Annotated in this window: 19 protein-coding genes; 17 read left to right on the forward strand and 2 right to left on the reverse strand. The window is 56.2% G+C overall.

All coding sequences use genetic code 11. From position 1 onward, the window contains the following. Window positions 1-263 precede the first annotated feature (263 nt). The 6 genes from phrB to nei are packed head-to-tail and all read left to right on the forward strand — an operon-like array spanning window position 264 to window position 5,564. Window positions 264-1,676 carry a deoxyribodipyrimidine photo-lyase gene (phrB, locus tag FHC48_RS03960; protein WP_059365175.1) on the forward strand — a complete coding sequence of 471 codons (1,413 nt, stop codon included), beginning with the start codon at window positions 264-266 and terminating at the stop codon, window positions 1,674-1,676. Between the two features lie 10 nt (window positions 1,677-1,686). Next, on the forward strand, window positions 1,687-2,430 hold the full coding sequence (locus FHC48_RS03965; RefSeq protein ID WP_021241021.1) for a type 2 GTP cyclohydrolase I: 744 nt from the start codon (window positions 1,687-1,689) through the stop codon (window positions 2,428-2,430). Window positions 2,431-2,444: 14 nt separating this feature from the next. Further along, window positions 2,445-3,101 (forward strand): 5-oxoprolinase subunit PxpB, encoded by a 657-nt coding sequence (gene pxpB, locus FHC48_RS03970; protein ID WP_021241020.1) that lies wholly within the window; start codon window positions 2,445-2,447, stop codon window positions 3,099-3,101. After that, window positions 3,095-4,027 carry a 5-oxoprolinase subunit PxpC gene (gene pxpC, locus FHC48_RS03975; RefSeq protein WP_021241019.1) on the forward strand — a complete coding sequence of 311 codons (933 nt, stop codon included), beginning with the start codon at window positions 3,095-3,097 and terminating at the stop codon, window positions 4,025-4,027. Before pxpB ends, pxpC begins: the two co-directional genes overlap by 7 nt. After that, window positions 4,014-4,754, forward strand: coding sequence for a 5-oxoprolinase subunit PxpA (gene pxpA / locus FHC48_RS03980; protein ID WP_220418765.1), 741 nt, complete (start codon window positions 4,014-4,016; stop codon window positions 4,752-4,754). The genes pxpC and pxpA overlap by 14 nt, the downstream gene beginning before the upstream one ends. A gap of 18 nt (window positions 4,755-4,772) precedes the next feature. Continuing rightward, complete coding sequence (gene nei, locus FHC48_RS03985; protein WP_059365176.1) at window positions 4,773-5,564, forward strand: endonuclease VIII; 792 nt, start codon at window positions 4,773-4,775, stop codon at window positions 5,562-5,564. 85 nt (window positions 5,565-5,649) lie between these two features. On the opposite strand, the gene FHC48_RS03990 is transcribed toward nei, so the two are convergent. Then, on the reverse strand, window positions 5,650-6,933 hold the full coding sequence (locus FHC48_RS03990) for a citrate synthase (protein ID WP_059365177.1): 1,284 nt from the start codon (window positions 6,931-6,933) through the stop codon (window positions 5,650-5,652). Between the two features lie 639 nt (window positions 6,934-7,572). Here FHC48_RS03990 and sdhC point away from each other — a divergent pair. From sdhC to sucD, 8 genes are all read left to right on the forward strand, one after another. After that, window positions 7,573-7,977 (forward strand): succinate dehydrogenase cytochrome b556 subunit, encoded by a 405-nt coding sequence (gene sdhC / locus FHC48_RS03995; protein WP_020684965.1) that lies wholly within the window; start codon window positions 7,573-7,575, stop codon window positions 7,975-7,977. Then, window positions 7,971-8,318: a succinate dehydrogenase membrane anchor subunit gene (sdhD, locus tag FHC48_RS04000; RefSeq protein WP_008501088.1), complete on the forward strand. Its 348-nt coding sequence runs from the start codon at window positions 7,971-7,973 to the stop codon at window positions 8,316-8,318. Before sdhC ends, sdhD begins: the two co-directional genes overlap by 7 nt. Continuing rightward, on the forward strand, window positions 8,318-10,084 hold the full coding sequence (gene sdhA, locus FHC48_RS04005; RefSeq protein WP_220418764.1) for a succinate dehydrogenase flavoprotein subunit: 1,767 nt from the start codon (window positions 8,318-8,320) through the stop codon (window positions 10,082-10,084). Before sdhD ends, sdhA begins: the two co-directional genes overlap by 1 nt. Window positions 10,085-10,099: 15 nt before the next feature. Then, on the forward strand, window positions 10,100-10,816 hold the full coding sequence (gene sdhB, locus FHC48_RS04010) for a succinate dehydrogenase iron-sulfur subunit SdhB (RefSeq protein ID WP_008501090.1): 717 nt from the start codon (window positions 10,100-10,102) through the stop codon (window positions 10,814-10,816). A gap of 248 nt (window positions 10,817-11,064) precedes the next feature. Then, window positions 11,065-13,872 (forward strand): 2-oxoglutarate dehydrogenase E1 component, encoded by a 2,808-nt coding sequence (sucA, locus tag FHC48_RS04015; RefSeq protein ID WP_008501092.1) that lies wholly within the window; start codon window positions 11,065-11,067, stop codon window positions 13,870-13,872. A gap of 14 nt (window positions 13,873-13,886) precedes the next feature. Continuing rightward, complete coding sequence (gene odhB, locus FHC48_RS04020; RefSeq protein ID WP_008501093.1) at window positions 13,887-15,107, forward strand: 2-oxoglutarate dehydrogenase complex dihydrolipoyllysine-residue succinyltransferase; 1,221 nt, start codon at window positions 13,887-13,889, stop codon at window positions 15,105-15,107. A gap of 95 nt (window positions 15,108-15,202) precedes the next feature. After that, window positions 15,203-16,369 (forward strand): ADP-forming succinate--CoA ligase subunit beta, encoded by a 1,167-nt coding sequence (sucC, locus tag FHC48_RS04025; protein ID WP_006809579.1) that lies wholly within the window; start codon window positions 15,203-15,205, stop codon window positions 16,367-16,369. After that, the gene (gene sucD, locus FHC48_RS04030) at window positions 16,369-17,238 is read left to right on the forward strand and encodes a succinate--CoA ligase subunit alpha (protein WP_008501094.1); all 870 of its coding nucleotides are present in this window, start codon (window positions 16,369-16,371) and stop codon (window positions 17,236-17,238) included. The genes sucC and sucD overlap by 1 nt, the downstream gene beginning before the upstream one ends. A gap of 83 nt (window positions 17,239-17,321) precedes the next feature. Here the strand turns inward: sucD and FHC48_RS04035 are convergent, their stop codons facing one another. Beyond that, window positions 17,322-18,038 (reverse strand): GntR family transcriptional regulator, encoded by a 717-nt coding sequence (locus FHC48_RS04035; RefSeq protein WP_059365178.1) that lies wholly within the window; start codon window positions 18,036-18,038, stop codon window positions 17,322-17,324. Window positions 18,039-18,208: 170 nt separating this feature from the next. Between FHC48_RS04035 and mngA the strand changes: the two genes are divergently transcribed. The 3 genes from mngA to cydA all read left to right on the forward strand — a co-directional run bounded on the left by mngA (window position 18,209) and on the right by cydA (window position 25,028). Further along, entirely contained in the window at window positions 18,209-20,125 is a 1,917-nt protein-coding gene (gene mngA / locus FHC48_RS04040) for a PTS 2-O-a-mannosyl-D-glycerate transporter subunit IIABC (RefSeq protein ID WP_059365179.1), read from the forward strand. A gap of 23 nt (window positions 20,126-20,148) precedes the next feature. After that, window positions 20,149-22,779 carry a mannosylglycerate hydrolase gene (mngB, locus tag FHC48_RS04045; RefSeq protein ID WP_059365180.1) on the forward strand — a complete coding sequence of 877 codons (2,631 nt, stop codon included), beginning with the start codon at window positions 20,149-20,151 and terminating at the stop codon, window positions 22,777-22,779. 680 nt (window positions 22,780-23,459) lie between these two features. Then, window positions 23,460-25,028 carry a cytochrome ubiquinol oxidase subunit I gene (cydA, locus tag FHC48_RS04050; protein ID WP_008501098.1) on the forward strand — a complete coding sequence of 523 codons (1,569 nt, stop codon included), beginning with the start codon at window positions 23,460-23,462 and terminating at the stop codon, window positions 25,026-25,028. Window positions 25,029-25,032 lie beyond the last annotated feature (4 nt).

A 25,032-nucleotide genomic window follows, 5' to 3' on the forward strand; every position in this document is an offset into this window, starting at 1 on the left:
CTTTCTTGCCGGGTGACGCTGCGCTTACCCGGCAAACACAGGGCAAAGAGATCAATGCATTGCATGTTTCATTGTAGGCCCTTGCAAGCGTAGCGCCGCCGGGCGAAATGCACAGCATGCACCTTGTCATCAGTCTGTAAGGCCGCCTTGGGCGGCCTTTTTTATTTCATCCCGTCTACACTTCATGGCAAAGTAGTTCAATGCATGCTTTTTCCTTTTACGGCATGCCCTTACGGACATAATGGATATTTGCCTGGAGTTTTATGCCCACCCATCTGGTTTGGTTTCGCGCGGACCTGCGCGTACATGACAACTTCGCACTCGCGGCAGCCTGCCGTTCCGATGACGCCAGCGTGCTGGCGCTTTTTATCGCTACGCCTGAACAGTGGCAGCAGCATGATATGGCCCCGCGGCAGGCGGCTTACCTCAAATCGCATCTGAACGATCTGCAACACTCACTGGCTGAAAAAGGTATCCCGCTGATCTACAAAGAGGTCAGTGACTTTGCCGCGCAGCTTAAGATGTTGCGGGAGGTATGTCAGCAGAACGGCGTCACGCATCTTTTTTATAACTACCAGTACGAGCTGAACGAACGGCTGCGGGATCGCCAACTGGAGAACATTCTGGGCGAGGTGGTTTGTGAAGGATTTGATGACAGCGTAATGCTGGCACCGGGCAGCGTCATAACCGGCGGCCATGAAATGTATAAAGTGTTCACACCGTTTAAAAATGCTTTTGTTAAACGTCTGAAAGAGGCGCTGCCGGAGTGCGTACCCGCACCCGCAGCCAGAGGGGAAGCTATAACCACGCTGCCTGAATTAACGTTTAACTATCCCCAACAGGCATTCGATGAGCTTCTGTTCCCCGCAAACGAGAAGGCAGCAATGGCGAAGCTGCGCCAGTTTTGCAAACAGGGCGCGGGAGAGTACGACGCGCGCAGGGATTTCCCGGCGATTGAAGGGACAAGCCGCTTATCGGCAAGCCTGGCGCTGGGCGTACTCTCTCCTCGCCAGTGTTTACATCGTCTTCTGGCCGAGCAGCCGCAGGCGATGGACGGTGGGGCGGGTTCGGTGTGGCTGAACGAACTCATCTGGCGTGAATTCTATCGCCATCTGATGACGTATCATCCCGATCTCTGTAAGCATCGTCCGTTCATCCCCTGGACCGACAACGTAAAATGGCAGCACGATGCGGCACGTTTACAGGCCTGGCAAAAAGGGGAAACGGGCTATCCGATTGTTGATGCCGCCATGCGCCAGCTGAATGAAACCGGGTGGATGCACAACCGCCTGCGAATGATTACCGCCAGCTTTCTGGTGAAGGATCTGCTTATCGACTGGCGTATCGGAGAGCGCTATTTTATCTCTCAGCTGATCGACGGCGATCTCGCTGCGAATAACGGCGGCTGGCAGTGGGCGGCCTCTACCGGCACCGATGCGGCTCCCTATTTCAGGATTTTTAATCCGACCACTCAGGGGCAAAAATTTGATGCCAACGGCGACTTTATCCGCCGCTGGTTGCCCGCGCTCAGGAACGTTCCTGCGAAAGCGATCCACGACCCGTGGGCATGGGCGGATAAACAGGGCGTAAAGCTCGATTATCCCCGCCCGATTGTTGACCATAAACAGGCGCGCACCGCCACGCTGGCGGCGTACGAAGCCGCCCGAAAAGTTTGAGAGCATAAAGATGAAAAACAGTGAACTGGAACGCCTGATTAACGAAAAACTCAATACCGCCTCCTTTAGCGACTACGGCCCAAATGGCCTGCAGGTAGAAGGGCGCGAAACGGTGCAGAAAATTATCACCGGCGTCACGGCAAGCCAGGCGCTGCTGGACGAGGCTGTCCGTCAGGAAGCCGATGCGGTGATTGTCCATCACGGCTACTTCTGGAAAAACGAATCACCGATTATTCGCGGCATGAAGCGCAACCGCCTGAAAACGTTGCTGGCAAATGACATCAACCTGTACGGTTACCACCTGCCGCTGGACGCACACCCGGAACTGGGCAACAACGTTCAGCTTGCGCAGCTGTTGGGGATAACCGTAATGGGCGAAATCGAGCCGCTGGTGCCGTGGGGCGAGCTGGCGATGCCGGTTCCCGGACTGGAGCTGGCCTCGTGGATTGAAGCGCGCCTGGGGCGTCGCCCGCTGTGGTGCGGCGATACGGGCGCGGACCTGGTAAAACGCGTTGCCTGGTGCACCGGGGGCGGGCAGGGCTTTATCGACAGCGCCGCGCGTTTCGGTGTTGATGCCTTTATCACCGGCGAGGTTTCCGAGCAGACCATTCACTCGGCGCGTGAACAGGGGCTGCATTTCTACGCGGCCGGTCATCATGCCACCGAGCGCGGCGGCATTCGGGCCCTCAGCGAGTGGCTGACGGAAAATACCGATCTGGATGTAACCTTTATTGATATCCCTAATCCGGCCTGATGAGAGGTGCCTGAGTGCAGCGAGCGCGTTGTTATCTTCTGGGAGAAACGGCAGTGGTTCTGGAGCTCGAGCCGCCGGTGACCCTTGCCACGCAAAAGCGTATCTGGCGGCTAACCCAGCGTCTGGTCGATCTGCCGGACGTGGTTGAAGCCATTCCGGGGATGAATAACATCACGGTGGTGCTGCGTAGTCCGCATACGCTGGCGCTGGATGCCATCGAGCGTTTACAGCGCTGGTGGGAAGAGAGCGAGGCGCTGGAGCCGGAATCGCGTGCCATTGAGATCCCGGTCGTTTATGGCGGTACGGGGGGACCGGATCTTGGTGTGGTCGCAGACCATTGCGGGCTCACCGAAAAGCAGGTGGTTGAGCTGCACAGTTCGGTGGATTACGTCGTCTGGTTCCTGGGATTCCAGCCCGGATTCCCGTATCTGGGGGGATTATCTCCCCGGCTGCATACGCCGCGCCGCGCTGAACCGCGCCTGAGCGTACCGGCGGGGACGGTCGCGATTGGTGGCGAGCAGACCGGCGTATATCCGCTGGCTTCGCCCGGTGGTTGGCAGCTTATTGGGCATACCGCCACCCCGTTATTTGACCCCGCGCTGGCGTCGCCAATACTCCTGCGCCCGGGCGACACCCTTCGCTTTATCCCGCAGAAGGAGGGGGTATGTTAACGCTTATTCGCGCCGGGCTTTACACCTCCGTACAGGATGCCGGGCGCTTTGGCATGCGCCAGTCCGGCGTGAGCTATTGTGGCGCGCTGGACCGTCCAGCACTGGAAATCGCTAACGTGCTGGTGGGCAACCCCGGCAGCACGGCGGCGCTCGAAATTACGCTCGGCCAGTGTGTCATTGAGTTTGGTCAGGAGACCTGGTTCGCGCTCACCGGCGCAGGCTGTGATGCCACGCTGGACGGCAAAGCGGTGTGGACCGGCTGGCGTCTGCGGGCGAAAGCCGGGCAGCGCCTGACCTTAAAGCGTCCTCTGCACGGCGTGCGTAGCTATCTCGCGGTGGCTGGCGGCATTGATGTGCCTGAGGTGCTGGGCTCATCCAGTACCGATCAGAAAGCCGGGATAGGCGGTCACGAAGGACGTCTGTTGCGCGATGGCGATCGACTGGCGATTAAGCCCTCTTCGCGTCACTTCTCGACGGCTCAGGGGGTGAAACAACTTCTCTGGGGAAACCAGATCCGCGCCTTACCGGGGCCGGAATATCATGAGTTCGACGAGGCCTCAAAAGAGTCTTTCTGGCGCGCGCCGTGGAAGCTTAGTCCGCAGAGTAACCGAATGGGCTATCGTCTGCAGGGGCAGCCGCTGATCCGGACCACAGACCGGGAACTGCTCTCCCACGGTTTGTTGCCCGGCGTTATTCAGGTTCCAGGCAACGGGCAACCGATCGTCTTAATGAACGACGCGCAGACGACGGGGGGCTATCCGCGAATTGCCTGCATTATTGAAGCCGATCGCTACCATCTGGCGCAAATTCCCCTCGGTCAGCCGATTCACTTCGTGCAGTGTTCGCTGGAGGAAGCGCTAAAGGCGCGGCAGGATCAGCAGCGCTATCTCGAACAGCTGGCGTGGAGGCTCGATGGTAAAGATTGATTTAAACGCCGATCTGGGCGAGGGCGGCAGCGCCGACGCGGCGCTAATGACGCTGGTCTCTTCGGTCAATATTACCTGCGGCTTTCACGCGGGCGATGCGCAAACCATGCTGGAGAGCGTGCGTCATGCCATCAAAAATGGCGTGGCGATTGGCGCTCACCCGAGCTTCCCTGACCGGGATAACTTTGGCCGCACCGCGATGGACCTGCCGCCTGAGACGGTCTACGCGCAGGTGCTCTACCAGATTGGCGCGCTGGAGGCGATGGTTCGCGCCGGGAAGGGCGTACTGCGTCACGTGAAGCCGCACGGTATGCTCTATAACCAGGCGGCAAAAGACCCGGTACTGGCGGCGGCGATTGCCCGTGCGGTGCGGGACTGTAATCCGCAGCTGATTCTGGTCGGCCTGGCGGGCAGTGAGCTTATTCGTGCCGGAGAACGGCTGGGGCTGACCACGCGGCAGGAGGTGTTTGCCGATCGGGGATACATGCCGGACGGCAGTCTGGTTCCGCGCACGCAAGCCGGTGCGCTGATTACCGATGAAGCGAAAGCGCTGGCGCAGACGCTGGAGATGGTGCGCTACGGGCGAGTGACCGCCGTGGATGGCACAACGGCGCACGTTCAGGCTGATACGGTATGTTTACACGGCGATGGCGAGCATGCGCTCCAGTTCGCGCGCCGCCTGCGGGCCGCGTTCGCTGAAGAGGGCATTCTTGTCAGCGCAGATTAATCATAAAAGGACAGAAAAATGCCAGAAGGCCCGGAGATCCGCCGCGCGGCGGATAGCCTCGAGGCGGCGATAAAGGGCAAACCGCTGACGGAGGTCTGGTTTGCTTTTCCTCAACTGAAACCGTTTGAATCACAGCTGGTAGGGCAGTCGGTAACGCATATTGAAACGCGCGGCAAAGCGTTGCTCACGCACTTTTCCCATAACCTGACGTTATATAGCCATAACCAGCTTTACGGCGTGTGGCGCGTGGTGGAGGCGGGTGAACAGCCGCAAACGACCCGCGTGCTGCGCGTCAGGCTGCAAACGGCGGATAAGGCGATCCTGCTCTATAGCGCCTCTGATATCGAAATGTTAACGCCTGAGCAGTTGCTCACGCACCCGTTCTTACAGCGGGTTGGGCCGGACGTGCTGGATATGCGCCTGACGGCGAGCGACGTGAAGGCCCGACTGCTATCGCCCCCATTCCGCAACCGGCAGTTTTCCGGCCTGTTCCTTGACCAGGCCTTTCTCGCCGGGCTTGGCAACTACCTGCGGGTGGAGATCCTCTGGGAAGTCGGGCTGGCACCGCAGCACAAAGCTTCTCAGCTGAGCGATGAACAGCTGGAGGCGCTGTCCCACGCGCTGCTGGACATCCCGCGGCTGTCGTACAACACGCGTGGCATCGTAGATGAAAACAAGCACCACGGGGCGCTGTTCCGGTTCAAGGTGTTTCATCGGGCGGGGAAGAAGTGCGAGCGGTGCGGCGGGATTATCGACAGGATTATGCTCTCTTCGAGACCCTTTTACTGGTGTCCACATTGTCAAAAATAAACAAGCCGGGTGGCGGCTACGCCTTACCCGGCCTACGTTTCGCATTTGTAGGCCCGGTAAGCGGTAGCGCCACCGGGCTTAACTTTTAGCGCTTCAGGTCAGACTTAAAATCACGCTGCTCGTAGCCGGTATACAGCTGACGAGGACGGGCGATCTTCATGCCTTCGCTGTGCATTTCGTTCCAGTGCGCAATCCAGCCTACGGTACGGGCCATGGCGAAGATCACGGTGAACATGGAAGACGGAATGCCCATCGCTTTCAGAATAATGCCAGAGTAGAAATCGACGTTCGGGTAGAGTTTCTTCTCGATGAAGTACGGGTCGTTCAGCGCGATGTGTTCCAGCTCCATCGCCACTTCCAGCAGGTCATCTTTTGTACCCAGCTCTTTCAGCACTTCGTGGCAGGTTTCACGCATCACGGTGGCGCGCGGGTCATAGTTTTTGTAAACACGGTGACCGAAGCCCATCAGGCGGAAGGAGTCATTCTTGTCTTTCGCGCGACGCACGAACTCAGGAATGTGCTCAACGGTGCTGATCTCTTCCAGCATCTTCAGCGCCGCTTCGTTCGCGCCGCCGTGCGCCGGTCCCCACAGGGAGGCGATGCCCGCAGCGATACAGGCGAACGGGTTCGCGCCTGAAGAGCCTGCGGTACGAACGGTTGAGGTCGAGGCGTTCTGTTCGTGGTCAGCATGCAGGATCAGAATACGGTCCATCGCGCGTTCCAGAACCGGGTTCACTTCGTACTCTTCGCACGGCGTGGAGAACATCATGCGCAGGAAGTTGCCCGCGTAGGAGAGGTCGTTACGCGGATACACAAACGGCTGGCCGATAGAGTATTTGTAACACATCGCCGCCATGGTCGGCATTTTGGACAGCAGACGGTAAGCGGCGATTTCACGGTGACGCGGGTTATTCACGTCAAGGGAGTCGTGGTAGAACGCTGCCAGCGCACCGGTAATACCGCACATCACCGCCATTGGGTGAGAGTCACGACGGAACGCATGGAACAGACGGGTAATCTGCTCATGGATCATGGTGTGACGGGTCACGGTGGTTTTAAATTCATCGAACTGTGCCTGCGTCGGTTTTTCGCCGTTCAGCAGGATGTAGCACACTTCCAGGTAGTTGGATTCGGTGGCTAACTGATCGATAGGGAAGCCGCGATGGAGCAGGATACCTTCGTCACCGTCGATAAAGGTGATTTTGGATTCGCAAGATGCGGTAGAGGTAAATCCAGGGTCAAAGGTGAATACCCCTTTGGAACCCAGCGTACGGATATCAATAACATCCTTACCGAGCGTGCCTTTTAGCACATCCAGTTCAATAGCAGTGTCACCATTTAGGGTGAGCGTTGCCTTTGTATCAGCCATTTACGGTCTCCTTAGCGCCTTATGCTTAAGACTGCGCTTTACCGGATTTGCTTTCAGCTGTTAATCACCGTTACCAGATTGTTATTTGGCTTACCGCTCAGCTCACGAGGACAAACCAGGGTACAGAGCTATGGCGCCTTGCAGGTAAACGAATGAAATATCAGTGAAACAACAGCAAATCAGCGTTTTTGCAGTCCGAATTATTCAAACCTGTATATCACTAATAACTGTCCTGATAACTTCGGTCAATACCATCACACTGTTACATAACTATTTGTCAGGTGAAAGAGAGACCTCATAACTTTTGCGCATTATATGCCTTTTCTGATGACGTTTGTAACAATATTGTTTAACATTTGTCAAATCAGATGATTAAAAATTAAAAAGATGTTGTTATCGTGACCCTGATCACTGTTCCAGAGAAAACCCGACAAACTGTATGTAGGTTAATTGTAATGATTTTGTGAACGGCCTATACTGCCGCCAGGTCTCCGGAACACCCTGCAATCCCGAGCCACCCAGCGTTGTAATGTGTCGTTTAAGCATCTGGAAGCACTGTTTTGCATGACGCGCAGTTATAGAAAAGGAACGCTGTCTGACCCGCATCGCAGTCCGGAGGAAGGAAACAATAAGAACAGCATGTGGGCGTTATTCATGATAAGAAATGTGAAAAAACAAAGACCTGTCAATCTGGATCTGAAAACGATCCGGTTCCCCGTAACAGCAATAGCGTCCATTCTGCACCGTGTTTCTGGTGTGATTACGTTTGTGGCGGTCGGTATTCTGCTGTGGTTACTGGGCACCAGCCTCTCTTCCCCTGAAGGATTCCTCCAGGCCTCTGCCATCATGAACAGCTTCTTCGTGAAATTCATCATGTGGGGCATTCTGACCGCACTGGCGTACCACGTTGTGGTGGGTGTTCGCCATATGCTGATGGACTTTGGCTACCTGGAAGAGACCTTCGAAGCCGGGAAACGCTCCGCTAACATTTCATTTGTGATTACAGTCGTGCTTTCACTTCTCGCAGGAGTTCTCGTATGGTAAGCAACGCCTCCGCATTAGGACGCAACGGCGTACATGACTTCATTCTGGTCCGTGCTACCGCCATCGTTCTCACCCTCTACATCATCTATATGATCGGTTTCTTCGCGACCAGCGGCACGCTGACGTGGGAAATCTGGAGTGGGTTCTTCGGATCCGCCTTCACCAAAGTGTTCACCCTGCTGGCCCTTTTCTCCATCCTTATTCATGCCTGGATTGGCATGTGGCAGGTGTTGACCGATTACGTTAAACCGCTGGCGATTCGCCTTCCACTGCAGCTGGCCATTGTCGTTGCACTGGTGGTTTACGTTATTTATGGATTCGTTGTGGTGTGGGGTGTGTAATGAAACTGCCAGTCAGAGAATTTGATGCTGTTGTGATTGGTGCCGGTGGCGCAGGTATGCGTGCCGCACTGCAAATTTCCCAGAGTGGCCAGAGCTGTGCGCTGCTCTCTAAAGTCTTCCCAACCCGTTCCCATACTGTGTCTGCGCAGGGCGGTATTACCGTTGCGCTGGGTAACTCCCATGAAGATAACTGGGAATGGCACATGTATGACACGGTAAAAGGTTCCGATTACATCGGCGACCAGGATGCCATCGAATATATGTGTAAAACTGGCCCGGAAGCGATTCTGGAGCTGGACCACATGGGTCTGCCGTTCTCCCGTCTGGAAAATGGCACCATCTATCAGCGTCCGTTTGGCGGCCAGTCGAAAAACTTCGGCGGCGAGCAGGCGGCACGCACCGCGGCGGCGGCTGACCGTACCGGTCACGCGCTGCTGCACACCCTGTATCAGCAGAACCTGAAAAACCACACCACCATCTTCTCCGAATGGTATGCGCTGGATCTGGTGAAAAACGCCGATGGCGCCATCGTTGGTTGTACCGCGCTGTGCATCGAAACCGGTGAAGTGGTCTACTTCAAAGCCCGCGCAACCGTGCTGGCGACCGGCGGTGCAGGCCGTATTTACCAGTCCACTACCAACGCCCACATCAACACCGGTGACGGTGTCGGTATGGCTATCCGCGCGGGCGTGCCGGTGCAGGATATGGAGATGTGGCAGTTCCACCCAACCGGCATCGCCGGTGCAGGCGTGCTGGTAACAGAAGGCTGCCGTGGTGAAGGTGGCTACCTGCTGAATAAACACGGCGAGCGCTTCATGGAGCGTTATGCCCCGAATGCGAAAGACCTGGCGGGTCGTGACGTGGTGGCGCGTTCCATCATGATCGAAATCCGTGAAGGCCGCGGCTGTGACGGCCCTTGGGGTCCACACGCCAAGCTGAAGCTCGACCACCTGGGTAAAGAAGTGCTGGAGTCCCGTCTGCCGGGCATCCTGGAACTGTCCCGCACCTTCGCGCACGTCGATCCGGTGAAAGAGCCGATTCCGGTTATCCCAACCTGCCACTACATGATGGGCGGTATTCCGACCAAAGTGACCGGTCAGGCGCTGACCGTGAACGAGCAGGGCGAAGACGTGGTCATTCCTGGCCTGTTCGCGGTGGGCGAAATTGCCTGCGTATCCGTACACGGCGCAAACCGTCTGGGCGGCAACTCGCTGCTGGATCTGGTGGTGTTTGGTCGCGCAGTGGGTCTGCATCTGCAGGAATCCATTGCCGAGCAGGGCGCGCTGCGTGACGCGACCGCCGACGAAATTGATGCCTCTCTTGAGCGCCTCAACCGCTGGAACGGCAACCGTAACGGCGAAGATCCGGTGGAAATCCGTAAAGCGCTGCAGGAATGCATGCAGCACAACTTCTCGGTATTCCGCGAAGGCGACGCGATGGCCAAAGGTCTTGAGCAGCTGAAAGCGATCCGCGAGCGTCTGAAAAATGCCCGTCTGGACGACACCTCCAGCGAGTTCAACACCCAGCGCGTTGAGTGCCTGGAGCTGGATAACCTGATGGAAACCGCGTTCGCGACCGCGATGTCGGCAAACTTCCGTACCGAAAGCCGTGGCGCGCATAGCCGCTTCGACTTCCCGGAACGTGATGACGAAAACTGGCTGTGCCATTCCCTGTATCTGCCAGAGTCGGAAACCATGACGCGTCGTAGCGTCAACATGGAACCGAAACTGCGTCCGGCGTTCCCGCCGAAGATTCGTACTTACTAATGCGGAGACAGGATAATGAAACTCGAATTCTCAGTTTATCGTTATAACCCGGATGTTGATGACGCTCCGCGCATGCAGGACTACACCCTGGAAGCGGAAGAAGGTCGCGACATGATGCTGCTGGATGCCTTAATCCAGCTGAAAGAAAAAGATCCAACCCTCTCGTTCCGTCGCTCCTGCCGTGAAGGGGTGTGTGGTTCTGACGGTGTGAACATGAACGGCAAAAATGGCCTGGCCTGCATCACGCCAATTTCAGCGTTGCAGCGTCCTGGTCAGAAAATTGTTATCCGTCCTCTGCCAGGCCTGCCGGTCGTGCGTGATTTGGTGGTAGACATGGGGCAATTCTATGCACAATATGAGAAGATTAAGCCTTACTTATTGAATAATGGGCAAAATCCACCGGCTCGTGAGCACTTACAGTCTCCTGAGCAGCGTGAAAAACTCGATGGTCTGTACGAGTGTATTCTCTGCGCATGCTGTTCTACGTCCTGCCCGTCGTTCTGGTGGAACCCGGACAAGTTTATCGGCCCGGCCGGTCTGCTGGCTGCCTATCGCTTCCTGATCGATAGCCGCGACACCGAAACCGACAGCCGTCTGGAAGGACTGAGTGACGCTTTCAGCGTATTCCGCTGCCATAGCATCATGAACTGCGTCAGTGTGTGTCCGAAGGGGCTGAACCCGACGCGCGCCATCGGCCATATTAAGTCGATGCTGCTGCAGCGCAGTGCGTAAGTAACGTTGCCGGATGGCGCTGCGCTTATCCGGCCTACGAAACTGTAGGCCCGGTAAGCGTAGCGCCACCGGGCAAAATGCAGAAACCTTTAAAAACTGCCCTGTACTACCCTGAAGTCCAGACAGTTTCTAAAGGTTCCTTCGCGGGCCAAATGAAAAGAGCTCGCAGGTGAACCCCGGCACGTACACGTGGTGTGCGTGGTAGTTTCTACGGCGAAAGTAAGCATAAAAATGCTTAAGGGATCACGATGCAGAACGGCGCAATGAAAGCCTGGCTGGACTCTTCTTACCTCTCTGGTGCCAACCAGAGCTGGATAGAACAGCTCTATGAAGACTTCTTAACCGATCCTGACTCAGTGGACGCAAACTGGCGTTCCATGTTCCAGCAGTTGCCTGGTACAGGGGTCAAACCGGATCAATTCCATTCCAAAACACGTGATTATTTCCGTCGTCTGGCGAAGGATGCCTCACGTTACTCTTCTGCGATTTCCGACCCTGACACCAATGCGAAGCAGGTTAAAGTCCTGCAGCTTATCAACGCTTATCGCTTCCGTGGTCACCAGCATGCGAATCTCGATCCGCTGGGACTGTGGAAACAAGACCGTGTGGCCGATCTCGATCCGGCGTATCACGATCTGACCGAGGCCGATTTCCAGGAAAGCTTTAACGTAGGTTCCTTTGCCATCGGCAAAGACACGATGAAGCTGGGCGATCTGATTGACGCGCTCAAGCAAACCTACTGCGGCTCCATCGGCGCGGAATACATGCACATTACCTCTACCGAAGAGAAGCGCTGGATCCAGCAGCGCATCGAATCCGTAGCGGGCCACGCGACCTTCTCGGCTGACGAGAAAAAACGCTTCCTCAGCGAACTGACCGCAGCGGAAGGCCTTGAGCGCTATCTGGGCGCGAAGTTCCCGGGCGCAAAACGCTTCTCGCTGGAAGGCGGTGACGCCCTGGTGCCGATGCTGAAAGAGCTGATTCGTCACGCAGGCAAGAGCGGCACCCGTGAAGTGGTGCTGGGCATGGCACACCGTGGTCGTCTGAACGTACTGGTCAACGTGCTGGGTAAAAAACCGCAGGACCTGTTCGACGAATTCGCAGGCAAACATAAAGAACACCTCGGCACCGGCGACGTGAAGTACCACATGGGCTTCTCGTCAGATATCGAAACCGAAGGCGGTCTGGTTCACCTGGCGCTGGCGTTTAACCCGTCGCACCTCGAGATCGTCAGCCCGGTGGTTATCGGTTCCGTGCGCGCGCGTCTGGATCGTCTGGACGAGCCGAGCAGCAACAAAGTTCTGCCAATCACCATCCACGGTGATGCGGCGGTGACAGGGCAGGGCGTGGTGCAGGAAACCCTGAACATGTCCAAAGCGCGTGGTTATGAAGTGGGCGGTACCGTTCGCATTGTGATCAACAACCAGGTGGGCTTCACCACCTCTAACCCGCTTGACGCACGTTCTACCCCGTACTGCACCGACATCGGTAAGATGGTTCAGGCGCCGATCTTCCACGTTAACGCGGATGACCCGGAAGCCGTGGCTTTCGTGACCCGTCTGGCGCTGGACTTCCGTAACACCTTCAAACGCGATGTGTTCATTGACCTCTTCTGCTACCGCCGTCACGGCCACAACGAAGCGGATGAGCCAAGTGCAACCCAGCCGCTGATGTACCAGAAAATCAAAAAACACCCGACCCCGCGCAAAATCTATGCTGACAAGCTGGAAAGCGACAAAGTGGCGACGCTGGAAGATGCGACCGAAATGGTCAACCTCTACCGCGACGCGCTGGACGCGGGTGAATGCGTAGTGAAAGAGCTGCGCCCGATGAACATGCACTCCTTTACCTGGTCGCCGTACCTCAACCACGAGTGGGATGAGAGCTATCCGAACAAGGTGGAGATGAAGCGCCTGCAGGAGCTGGCTAAACGCATCAGCACCGTGCCGGACGCTATCGAGATGCAGTCTCGCGTGGCGAAAATTTATGCTGACCGTCAGGCCATGGCGGCAGGCGAGAAGCTGTTCGACTGGGGCGGCGCGGAAACGCTGGCTTACGCGACGCTGGTTGACGAAGGCATTCCTGTTCGTCTGTCCGGTGAAGATGCGGGCCGTGGCACCTTCTTCCACCGTCACGCGGTGGTTCACAACCAGTCTAACGGTTCAACCTACACCCCGCTGCAGCACGTGCACAACGGTCAGGGCCAGTTCAAGGTCTGGGACTCCGTGCTGTCTGAAGAAGCGGTACTGGCTTTCGAATACGGTTACGCCACGGCAGAACCGCGCACCCTGACCATCTGGGAAGCGCAGTTCGGTGACTTCGCCAACGGTGCGCAGGTGGTTATCGACCAGTTCATCTCCTCCGGCGAGCAGAAATGGGGCCGTATGTGTGGCCTGGTGATGCTGCTGCCGCACGGCTATGAAGGCCAGGGTCCGGAGCACTCCTCCGCGCGTCTGGAACGTTATCTGCAGCTCTGCGCCGAGCAGAACATGCAGGTTTGCGTGCCGTCGACCCCGGCGCAGGTTTACCACATGCTGCGTCGTCAGGCGCTGCGCGGTATGCGTCGTCCGCTGGTGGTCATGTCGCCGAAATCCCTGCTGCGTCACCCGCTGGCGGTGTCCAGCCTGGAAGAGCTGGCGAACGGTACCTTCCTGCCAGCCATCGGTGAAATTGACGAGCTGGATCCGCAGGCCGTGAAGCGTGTGGTGATGTGTTCTGGTAAGGTTTATTACGACCTGCTGGAACAGCGCCGTAAGAACGATCAGAAAGATGTCGCCATCGTGCGTATCGAACAGCTTTATCCGTTCCCGCACCAGGCGGTGCAGGAAGCGCTGAAACCGTACGCTCACGTTCATGATTTTGTCTGGTGCCAGGAAGAGCCGCTCAACCAGGGCGCATGGTACTGCAGCCAGCATCATTTCCGTGAAGTGATTCCATTTGGGTCAGCCCTGCGCTATGCAGGTCGCCCGGCCTCCGCCTCTCCGGCGGTAGGGTATATGTCCGTTCACCAGAAGCAGCAACAAGATCTGGTCAATGACGCGCTGAACGTCGATTAATTAAAGGATACATAATGAGTAGCGTAGATATTCTTGTTCCCGACCTGCCTGAATCTGTAGCAGATGCGACCGTCGCTACCTGGCACAAAAAACCAGGCGATGCCGTTAAGCGCGATGAAGTGCTGGTAGAAATCGAAACTGACAAAGTGGTACTGGAAGTACCGGCTTCGGCGGATGGCGTTCTGGACGCGGTGCTGGAAGACGAAGGCACCACCGTCACCTCTCGTCAGATCCTGGGTCGCCTGCGTGAAGGCAACAGCGCGGGCAAAGAGTCCAGCGCGAAGTCTGAAGAGAAAGCGTCTACGCCAGCGCAGCGCCAGCAGGCCTCTCTGGAAGAGCAGTCTAACGACGCCCTCAGCCCGGCGATCCGTCGCCTGCTGGCGGAACACAGCCTTGACCCGGCAGCCATTAAAGGCACCGGTGTGGGCGGTCGTCTGACCCGTGAAGACATCGACAAGCATCTGGCGAAAGCGCCTGCTCAGGCGGAAGCGAAAGCCCCTGCGGCAGCACCGGCAGCACAGCCTGCTCTGGGCGCTCGCAGCGAAAAACGCGTGCCGATGACTCGCCTGCGTAAGCGCGTGGCCGAGCGTCTGCTGGAAGCGAAAAACTCTACCGCGATGCTGACTACCTTCAACGAAGTGAACATGAAGCCAATCATGGACCTGCGTAAGCAGTACGGTGACGCGTTTGAAAAACGTCACGGTATCCGTCTGGGCTTTATGTCCTTCTACGTGAAGGCGGTGGTTGAGGCGCTGAAACGCTACCCGGAAGTGAACGCGTCCATCGATGGCGATGACGTGGTTTACCACAACTACTTCGACGTCAGCATGGCGGTTTCGACCCCACGTGGCCTGGTGACCCCGGTTCTGCGTGATGTGGATACCCTGGGTATGGCCGACATCGAGAAAAACATTAAAGAACTGGCCGTGAAAGGCCGCGACGGCAAGCTGACCGTAGACGACCTGACCGGCGGTAACTTCACCATTACCAACGGCGGCGTCTTCGGATCGCTGATGTCTACCCCGATCATTAACCCGCCGCAGAGCGCGATCCTGGGTATGCATGCCATCAAAGATCGTCCTATGGCGGTAGACGGTAAAGTTGAGATCCTGCCGATGATGTACCTGGCGCTCTCTTACGACCACCGCCTGATCGACGGCCGCGAGTCCGTGGGCTTCCTGGTAGCCATTAAAGAGCTGCTCGAAGATCCAACGCGTCTGCTGCTGGACGTCTAGTCACGATTTAGCATCACCTGCCCCGTAGACCGGCACACGCTGCGCCGGTCTACAGGTTTGAAGATAACGATTACCCTGAAGGATGGATAGAACACATGAACTTACATGAATATCAGGCCAAACAGCTGTTTGCCCGGTATGGCTTACCGGCTCCGGTGGGTTATGCCTGTACTACCCCGCGTGAAGCAGAAGAAGCCGCATCTAAAATCGGTTCCGGCCCGTGGGTAGTTAAGTGTCAGGTTCACGCTGGTGGCCGTGGTAAAGCGGGCGGTGTGAAGGTTGTTAAGAGCAAAGAAGAGATTCGTGCGTTTGCTGAACATTGGCTCGGCAAGCGTCTGGTAACGTACCAGACAGACGCGAACGGCCAGCCGGTTAACCAGATCCTGGTTGAAGCGGCAACCGACATCGCGAAAGAGCTGTATCTGGGCGCGGTGGTTGACCGTAGCTCCCGTCGCGTGGTGTTCATGGCGTCTACCGAAGGCGGCGTGGAAATCGAAAAAGTGGCGGAAGAGACTCCGCACCTGATCCACAAAGTGGCTATCGATCCGCTGGCGGGCCCAATGCCTTACCAGGGTCGCGAGCTGGCGTTCAAGCTGGGTCTGGAAGGTAAACTGGTTCAGCAGTTCACCAAGATCTTCATGGGTCTGGCGACCATCTTCCTGGAGCGCGATCTGGCGCTGATCGAGATCAACCCGCTGGTGATCACGACCCAGGGCGATCTGATCTGCCTCGACGGCAAGCTGGGCGCTGACGGCAACGCGCTGTTCCGCCAGCCGGATCTGCGCGAAATGCGCGACCAGTCTCAGGAAGACCCGCGTGAAGCGCAGGCAGCACAGTGGGAACTGAACTACGTGGCGCTGGACGGTAACATCGGCTGCATGGTTAACGGTGCGGGCCTGGCGATGGGCACCATGGACATCGTTAAGCTGCACGGCGGTGAGCCAGCGAACTTCCTCGACGTGGGCGGTGGCGCAACCAAAGAGCGCGTAACCGAAGCGTTCAAAATCATTCTCTCCGACGACAACGTGAAGGCCGTTCTGGTTAACATCTTCGGCGGCATCGTCCGTTGCGACCTGATCGCCGACGGTATCATCGGTGCGGTAGAAGAAGTGGGTGTTAACGTTCCGGTGGTTGTGCGTCTGGAAGGTAACAACGCTGAACTCGGCGCGAAAAAACTGGCTGACAGCGGCCTGAATATTATTGCAGCGAAAAGTCTGACGGATGCAGCTCAGCAGGTTGTTGCCGCAGTGGAGGGGAAATAATGTCAGTTTTAATTAATAAAGATACCAAGGTTATCTGCCAGGGCTTCACCGGTAGCCAGGGGACTTTCCACTCCGAACAGGCGATTGCCTACGGCACGCAGATGGTTGGCGGCGTAACGCCAGGTAAAGGCGGCACCACCCACCTGGGCCTGCCGGTGTTCAACACCGTGCGTGAAGCCGTAGAAGCGACGGGCGCAACCGCGACCGTGATCTACGTTCCGGCGCCGTTCTGCAAAGACTCTATTCTGGAAGCGATCGACGCAGGCATCAAACTGATCATCACCATCACCGAAGGTATCCCAACGCTGGATATGCTGACCGTGAAGGTGAAGTTGGATGAAGCTGGCGTGCGTATGATCGGCCCGAACTGCCCAGGCGTTATCACCCCGGGCGAATGCAAAATCGGCATCATGCCGGGCCACATTCACAAGCCGGGTAAAGTGGGCATCGTGTCCCGTTCCGGTACCCTGACCTATGAAGCGGTTAAGCAGACCACCGACTACGGTTTCGGCCAGTCCACCTGCGTGGGCATCGGCGGTGACCCGATCCCGGGCTCTAACTTCATCGACATCCTGAAGCTGTTCCAGGAAGATCCACAGACCGAAGCGATCGTGATGATCGGTGAGATCGGTGGTAGCGCGGAAGAAGAAGCGGCTGCTTACATCAAAGAACACGTGACCAAGCCAGTAGTGGGTTACATCGCGGGTGTGACTGCGCCGAAAGGCAAGCGTATGGGTCACGCAGGCGCGATCATTGCCGGTGGTAAGGGTACGGCTGATGAGAAATTCGCAGCGCTGGAAGCCGCAGGCGTGAAGACCGTTCGCAGCCTGGCGGACATCGGCGAAGCACTGAAATCCATCATTAAGTAAGTCCTCTCTGCTTCCCGAAAGGGGGGCGTTGCAGTATAAAAATGTCCGTTTCGACATGGTTGGCCGCTGTAAAGCGGCCTTTTTTATTGCCTGCGTCTGGCGACTAGCGTGAACTTGTAATCATCGGTATTGAACACGTTGCGGCTGTATTCAAATACCCGCCCGTCCTTCAGAAACCCGCGGGAGACTTTTTCCAGGATCGGCTTTGCCGGATCGAGCGACAGCGCGGCGATCGCCTCCTCTGACGGCATGATCGGCACCAGCTCCTGCTCGCTGCGATCGATAACCAGCTTTTTGATCTGCTCAACGTAGTGGTATTTCGAATTCTCCATCACTTCCCAGGTGAGGTCGGGGAACAGGGCCAGCGGCATCCACGTTTCTTCCAGATTTACCGGTTTTTGTTTGATAAAGCGGACGCGTTTGACGTGCCAGACTTTATCGTCATGAGAGAGATTCAGCTTTTCGGCAAGTTTTGCATCGGCTTTCAGCACTTCGAAAATGCTCACCTCACTGTGGGTATCCACGTTCCGGTCCGCCAGTTTTTCGTAAAACCCGGTGAGCTGGTAAATGTCGTAATTGACGCGCTCTTCTTTTACGTAGGTGCCGCTGCCCTGAATGCTCGCGACGATCTGCTCTTCCGTAAGCAGCTTCAGCGCCTGTCTCACCGTGACGCGACTCACGTTGAATGCCTCCTGAAGGCTGGATTCCGTCGGTAACGCATCGCCAGGCTTTAACTCTCCCGCACTGATTTTTTCGCGAAGCGCATCGGCTATTTGCCGGTACATCGGTTTGTTACCCATCGAATCTGCCTTTCTAATACCTTTTCATGGAATTATGCCTCCCGCTTAAAATTTGTAAATAATACAACTTAAATACAAATTTGCGTTGTTAGTGAAAATGATCACATAAATGTATTGTATGACCTGCCACAATTGCCGCCAGACAATAACAACGTATGTGTGAGGATCTTATGAACCTGACGACTCTGACCCACACCAGTGCTGTCTGCGTGCAGGCACACTATGCCAGCCGTGATGAGGCCATTCGCCAGCTTACAATGCGGCTGGTGGCGCTGGGCAAAATTACCGATGGCGATGCATTTCTGGCGGAGGTCTACCGCCGCGAATCTCAGGGGCCGACCGCGCTGGGTGAAGGGCTGGCTGTCCCGCATGGTAAATCGAGCGCGGTGAACGAAGCGGCTTTTGCGGTTGCTACGCTGCGCGAACCGCTGGAGTGGGAGGGGGTGGACGGCCCTGAACAGGTAGAGCTGATCGTCCTGCTTGCCATCCCGCCAGCTGAAGCGGGATCCACGCATATCCAGGTGCTGACGGCGCTGACGTCTCGCCTGGCCGATGATGCCCTCCGGGAACGCGTTATGGCTGCTGAGACGGCAGAGGATCTGCTTGATGCGCTGAACGGTGTCTCGAAGGAAGACGAGGCTGCTACGCGGGTGAATGCACCAACCGTCGTCTGTGTCACCGCCTGTCCGGCGGGGATCGCGCATACCTATATGGCCGCAGAGTACCTGGAAAAAGCGGGACGTAAGCTCGGCGTCAACGTGGTGGTCGAAAAGCAGGGGGCGAATGGTATAGAAGGGCGCATTCCTGCCCAGCAGTTGCTGGAGGCGAAAGCGTGTATTTTTGCCGCAGAAGTGGCGATCAAAGAGAGCGAGCGCTTTCAGGGGATCCCCGCCATTTCCGTGCCCGTTGCGGAACCCCTGCGTCATGCTGAAGCGTTGATTGAGCGCGCGCTGGCGCTAAAGCCTTCTACCGATGCGCGCCATGCGCAGGCCGATACCGAAACGAAAAAGCGCGTTAAAACTGAACTCAAGCAGGCGCTTCTCAGCGGCATCTCTTTTGCGGTGCCGCTGATCGTCGCCGGCGGTACGGTGCTGGCCGTATCGGTACTGCTGGCGCAAATCCTTGGCCTGCAGCACCTGTTTGACCAGGAAAACTCGTGGCTGTGGATGTACCGCAAGCTTGGCGGCGGCATGCTCGGCATTTTGATGGTGCCTGTCCTGTCGGCCTACACCGCCTACTCGCTGGCGGATAAACCCGCGCTGACGCCGGGCTTTGCGGCCGGTCTGGCTGCCAACATGATCGGCTCTGGTTTTCTCGGCGCTATCGTCGGCGGGCTGATCGCGGGCTATCTGATGCGCTGGGTGAAAAACCACATCCGGCTCAGTAGCCGCTACAACGGCTTTCTGACTTTTTATCTCTATCCGGTGATTGGCGTGCTGGGCGCGGGCAGCCTGATGCTGTTTGTGATTGGCGAACCGGTGGCCTGGCTTAATAACACGCTCACCGTCTGGCTTAACGGTCTCTCCGGCGCGAATGCGCTGCTTCTGGGGGCAATCCTCGGGTTTATGTGCTCATTCGATTTGGGTGGCCCGGTCAACAAAGCCTCTTACGCGTTTTGCCTGGGGGCGATGGCGAACGGGGTATACGGTCCCTATGCGATCTTTGCTTCCGTCAAAATGGTCTCAGCCTTCACCGTCACGGCGTCAACGATGCTGGCACCGAAGCTGTTTAAGTCGTTTGAAATTGAAACCGGTAAATCGACCTGGCTGCTCGGCCTCGCGGGCATTACCGAAGGGGCGATTCCGATGGCGATTGAAGACCCGCTTCGCGTCATTGGCTCATTTGTACTCGGATCCATGGTGACAGGCGCGGCTGTCGGTGCGATGGGGATCGGGTTGTCTACGCCGGGGGCCGGGATTTTCTCTCTCTTTTTACTTCACGATGCCGGGTTGGGCGGTGTGGTTGCTGCGGCGGGCTGGTTTGGCGCGGCGCTGGTGGGGACCGCTATCTCCACCCTGGTTCTGCTGCTCTGGCGACGCCAGGCGGTAAAAAAGGGCAACTACGTCACTGAAGACGCCTTATCGTAAAAACGCACAAACAGGAAACGAAGATGAAAGCTGTATCTCGCGTTCATATCACGCCGCATATGCACTGGGACCGTGAGTGGTACTTCACCACCGAAGAGTCGCGTATTCTTCTGGTCAATAATATGGAAGAGATCCTGACCCGGCTGGAGCAGGATGATGAGTACAAATACTATGTTCTCGATGGACAGACGGCTGTTCTGGAGGATTATTTTGCCGTTGTGCCCGAAAACCGCTCTCGCGTGAAGGCGCTTGTCGAGCGTGGAAAGCTGATTATCGGCCCCTGGTATACCCAGACCGATACCACGATCGTGAGCGGCGAGTCGATTGTCCGCAACCTGATGTACGGCATCCGGGATTGTATGGCCTTCGGCGAGCCGATGAAGATCGGCTATCTGCCGGATTCGTTTGGCATGTCCGGCCAGCTTCCGCATATCTATAACGGGTTTGGCATTACCCGCACGATGTTCTGGCGCGGTTGTTCTGAACGCCACGGGACCGATAAAACCGAATTTCTCTGGCAGAGCCAGGACGGCAGTGAAGTGACGGCACAGGTGCTGCCGCTGGGCTACGCGATTGGTAAGTACTTACCGGAGGACGAAGCGGGGCTGCGAAAACGGCTCGACAGCTATTTCGAGGTTCTGGAAAAGGCGTCCGTTACTAAAGCGATTTTGCTGCCCAACGGCCACGACCAGATGCCGCTGCAGCAGAACATTTTCGCGGTGATGGAGAAGCTGCGTGAAATCTATCCGCAGCGTCAATTTGTGATGAGCCGGTTTGAGGAGGTCTTTGATTGCATCGACGCGCACCGCGATGACCTGGCGACCTTAAAAGGTGAGTTTATCGACGGGAAATACATGCGCGTGCACCGGACCATCGGCTCCACGCGCATGGATATCAAAATCGCCCATGCGCGTATTGAGAACAAAATTGTCAACATCCTCGAGCCGCTGGCGACGCTTGCCTGGACGCTGGGCTTCGACTACCACCACGGCCTGCTGGAGAAGATGTGGAAAGAGATCCTCAAAAACCACGCTCACGACAGCATCGGCTGCTGCTGCAGCGACAAGGTGCATCGCGAGATTGTCTCCCGCTTCGAGCTGGCTGAGGACATGGCAGACAACCTGGCGCGTTTCTATATGCGCAAGATTGTCGACAACATGCCGCAAAGCGATGCCGATAAGCTGGTGATGTTCAATCTGATGCCCTGGCCGCGTGAGGAGGTGATGAACACCACGATTCGACTGCGCGCCAGCCAGTTCCGTCTGCGGGATGACAAAGGCAACGAGATCCCGTATTTCATCCGCAGCGCGCGCGAGCTCGACCCGGGCCTCATTGACCGACAGATTGTTCACTACGGCAATTACGAACCGTTTATGGAGTTTGATATTCAGCTCAGCCAGATATTGCCGTCGATGGGCTACCGTACGCTGTTTATCGAACCTAACGTGGCCGGGAAGGTGCTCTCTCCGGGGGAAAATACCGCCTCCTTACTTGAAAACGCCTTCTGGCAGATTGACGTAAATGACGATGGTTCGCTGCGCCTGCGCGATAAAGAAACCGGGCTTATTTATGACCGCGTGCTGGAAATCGAAGAGAGCTCGGATGATGGCGATGAGTACGACTACTCGCCTTCGCGGGAAGAGTGGAGACTCACTTCCGCGCAGGGCGAGCATGAATTTGAGGTTACGCATGAAGGCTGGCAGAGCAGGGCAGTTATCCGCCATCGAATCGCCGTTCCGGCGAACCTGGCGGAACGCGCGGCGCGCCAGCGAAACGGCTACCTCGGCGCTGAATTTGAAATTACGCTAAGCCGCAACAGCAGACGCATTGACGTGGCGGTGCGACTGGATAATCAGGCCGACGACCACCGCGTTCGCGTGCTCATCCCAACGCCGTTTGCGACCCGGGAGGTGTTAGCGGATACGCAGTTTGGCACGATCTCTCGTCCGGTGCAGGACGCGGCGATGCAAAACTGGCAGGAGGAGGGGTGGAAAGAAGCGCCGGTTCCCGTCTGGAATTTACTCAACTACGCCGTCCTGCAGGAAAAACGAAACGGGCTTGCGCTATTTACCGAGGGGCTGCGTGAATTTGAAGTCGTGGGCGATGAACAAAAGGCATTTGCTCTGACCTTGCTGCGCGGCGTGGGGGTACTCGGCAAAGAAGATCTGCTCCTGCGCCCCGGCAGACCATCCGGTATCAAAATGCCGGTCCCGGACGCTCAGGTGCGTGGTCCGCTAAGCTGTCGCTTTAGCCTCTTCAGCTTCAGCGGCACGCCGGAAAACGCGGGTGTCGCGCAGCAGGCTCAATCGTGGTTAACGCCGGTGCAGTGTTATAACAAGATCCCCTGGGATGCAATGAAGCTGAATCGCGCGTCGTTGACCATGCCGGAAAGTTACAGCCTGTTAGCGCTTTCGCCAACGGGATGCGTACTCAGTGCGATCAAAAAAGCGGAAGATCGTGATGAGCTCATTCTTCGTCTGTTCAACCCTTCACAGTCCAGTGCATGTGACGCGACGCTATCCGTCAATCCGGCGGTGAAGCGGTGCTGCGAAACGGACATGAATGAACGGCTGATGGACCACGGTGAAGACGAAGGGATTGTCGGGGCGTTCAGACCGGGACAGTCGCGAACCTTTAGCCTTCTTCTTGCCTGAGAATCGCTGATATCATTAAAAGGCTGCACTGTTTGCGGCCTTTTTCATTAAATAGTCACGCCGCAGTGTTAAGTTATGGGGTGACAAAAGTAAAATAAATGTAATTGCGAAGGGTTGCATAAATGCCGTGGAAAAATAACCCGGCCCGACTATGCTTTATTGTTTGCCGCGCATCGAAATGAGGCTTTTGTTTCGCGTTAATTAAAATCACTTCTGTTTATATTTTTTTTCGTCTTCGATAACCAATCACATCTTTACATGCACATATCATTAACATGGTTTTTACCATTCTCACCACGATTAAACATAGTTAACATCAAGGTTTGTTTTTGATTTAAATCAAAGTTTAATCCTTGGAAAAAGGTGCTGAAAAGCGCTAAATTGTTCCCGATCAAAATGGCCGAAAAGTGGTAATTTTGCTATAAATTGATCACCGTCGAAAAACGTAAATGTGATTCAATAAAAACCTGTTTATTGTAAGGGTTTTGCAGCGTATTATATTTGCGGTATCAATTTGAGTTTTTTATTAACGTATTTGTAACCTCACGTCATCGTTTTTATCCTCCTTCAGGGTAATAACGACGACAAGGATGCGAATAATTTGTATTGGGGCATGCGTGTGGATCTCTTTCTAACGGGGTTCACTCTCGGAGTCTTCATGCGATGAGCAAGGAGTCATGATGTTAGATATAGTCGAACTGTCGCGCTTACAGTTTGCCTTGACCGCGATGTACCACTTCCTGTTTGTGCCACTGACGCTCGGTATGGCGTTCCTGCTGGCCATCATGGAAACGGTATACGTTCTCTCCGGCAAACAGATTTATAAAGATATGACCAAGTTCTGGGGCAAGTTGTTTGGTATCAACTTCGCACTGGGCGTGGCAACCGGTCTGACCATGGAGTTCCAGTTCGGGACTAACTGGTCTTACTATTCCCACTATGTAGGGGATATCTTCGGTGCGCCGCTGGCCATTGAAGGTCTGATGGCATTCTTCCTTGAATCCACCTTTGTAGGTCTGTTCTTCTTCGGTTGGGACCGTCTGGGTAAAGTCCAGCATATGGCGGTGACCTGGCTGGTGGCATTAGGTTCGAACCTGTCCGCGCTGTGGATCCTGGTCGCGAACGGCTGGATGCAGAACCCTATCGCGTCTGATTTCAACTTCGAAACCATGCGTATGGAGATGGTCAGCTTTGCCGAGCTGGTCCTGAACCCGGTTGCTCAGGTTAAATTCGTTCACACCGTCGCTTCTGGCTATGTGTGCGGCGCGATGTTTGTACTGGGTATCAGTTCTTACTACATGCTGCGCGGTCGTGACTTCGCGTTCGCCAAGCGCTCCTTTGCTATCGCTGCAAGTTTCGGTATGGCTGCGATTCTCTCTGTTATTGTTCTGGGTGATGAATCCGGTTACGAAATGGGCGACGTGCAGAAAACCAAACTGGCCGCTATCGAAGCCGAATGGGAAACCCAGCCGGCACCTGCTGCCTTTACGCTGTTCGGTATTCCCGATCAGGACGCGCAGGAAAACCGCTTCGCTATTCAAATCCCTTACGCGCTGGGTATCATCGCCACCCGTTCTGTTGATAAGCAGGTGACGGGTCTGAAAGAGCTGATGGTGCAGCACGAAGAGCGTATCCGTAACGGTATGAAAGCCTACTCGCTGCTGGAACAGCTGCGTGCCGGTTCTACCGACCAGGCCGTTCGCGATCAGTTTAACGACGTGAAGAAAGATCTGGGTTACGGTCTGCTGCTGAAGCGTTATACCCCGAACGTTTCTGATGCGACGGAAGCGCAGATCCAGATGGCAACCAAAGACTCAATTCCACGCGTTGCGCCACTGTACTTCGCATTCCGTATCATGGTGGGCTGCGGCATCATCATGCTGCTGATCATTGCGGCGTCCTTCTGGTCCGTGATTCGCAACCGCATCGGCGAGAAAAAATGGCTGCTGCGCACCGCGCTGTACGGTATTCCACTGCCGTGGATCGCGATTGAGTCCGGCTGGTTTGTGGCGGAATATGGCCGTCAGCCATGGGCGATCGGTGAGGTGCTGCCAACGGCGGTAGCGAACTCGTCCCTGACCGCAGGCGACCTGATCTTCTCCATGCTGCTGATTTGTGGTCTGTACACCCTGTTCCTGGTGGCTGAACTGTTCCTGATGTTCAAGTTCGCGCGCCTTGGCCCAAGCAGCCTGAAAACCGGTCGCTATCACTACGAGCAGTCCACTGCGACTACTCAGCCGGCACGCTAAGACA

This window comes from Enterobacter sp. EC_50 (assembly GCF_019584525.1).
Taxonomy (GTDB): Bacteria; Pseudomonadota; Gammaproteobacteria; order Enterobacterales; family Enterobacteriaceae; genus Enterobacter; species Enterobacter roggenkampii.

Excerpts from the sequence above, each read along its gene's own strand:
- cydA (WP_008501098.1), top strand. The coding sequence starts at position 23,460 with ATGTTAGATATAGTCGAACTGTCGCGCTTACAGTTTGCCTTGACCGCG.
- mngB (WP_059365180.1), top strand. The coding sequence starts at position 20,149 with ATGAAAGCTGTATCTCGCGTTCATATCACGCCGCATATGCACTGGGAC.
- odhB (WP_008501093.1), top strand. The coding sequence starts at position 13,887 with ATGAGTAGCGTAGATATTCTTGTTCCCGACCTGCCTGAATCTGTAGCA.
- mngA (WP_059365179.1), top strand. The coding sequence starts at position 18,209 with ATGAACCTGACGACTCTGACCCACACCAGTGCTGTCTGCGTGCAGGCA.
- pxpA (WP_220418765.1), top strand. The coding sequence starts at position 4,014 with ATGGTAAAGATTGATTTAAACGCCGATCTGGGCGAGGGCGGCAGCGCC.
- sdhD (WP_008501088.1), top strand. The coding sequence starts at position 7,971 with ATGGTAAGCAACGCCTCCGCATTAGGACGCAACGGCGTACATGACTTC.
- sucC (WP_006809579.1), top strand. The coding sequence starts at position 15,203 with ATGAACTTACATGAATATCAGGCCAAACAGCTGTTTGCCCGGTATGGC.
- sucA (WP_008501092.1), top strand. The coding sequence starts at position 11,065 with ATGCAGAACGGCGCAATGAAAGCCTGGCTGGACTCTTCTTACCTCTCT.
- FHC48_RS03990 (WP_059365177.1), bottom strand. The coding sequence starts at position 6,933 with ATGGCTGATACAAAGGCAACGCTCACCCTAAATGGTGACACTGCTATT.
- pxpC (WP_021241019.1), top strand. The coding sequence starts at position 3,095 with ATGTTAACGCTTATTCGCGCCGGGCTTTACACCTCCGTACAGGATGCC.
- sdhA (WP_220418764.1), top strand. The coding sequence starts at position 8,318 with ATGAAACTGCCAGTCAGAGAATTTGATGCTGTTGTGATTGGTGCCGGT.
- phrB (WP_059365175.1), top strand. The coding sequence starts at position 264 with ATGCCCACCCATCTGGTTTGGTTTCGCGCGGACCTGCGCGTACATGAC.
- sdhC (WP_020684965.1), top strand. The coding sequence starts at position 7,573 with ATGTGGGCGTTATTCATGATAAGAAATGTGAAAAAACAAAGACCTGTC.
- FHC48_RS04035 (WP_059365178.1), bottom strand. The coding sequence starts at position 18,038 with ATGGGTAACAAACCGATGTACCGGCAAATAGCCGATGCGCTTCGCGAA.
- nei (WP_059365176.1), top strand. The coding sequence starts at position 4,773 with ATGCCAGAAGGCCCGGAGATCCGCCGCGCGGCGGATAGCCTCGAGGCG.
- FHC48_RS03965 (WP_021241021.1), top strand. The coding sequence starts at position 1,687 with ATGAAAAACAGTGAACTGGAACGCCTGATTAACGAAAAACTCAATACC.
- sdhB (WP_008501090.1), top strand. The coding sequence starts at position 10,100 with ATGAAACTCGAATTCTCAGTTTATCGTTATAACCCGGATGTTGATGAC.
- sucD (WP_008501094.1), top strand. The coding sequence starts at position 16,369 with ATGTCAGTTTTAATTAATAAAGATACCAAGGTTATCTGCCAGGGCTTC.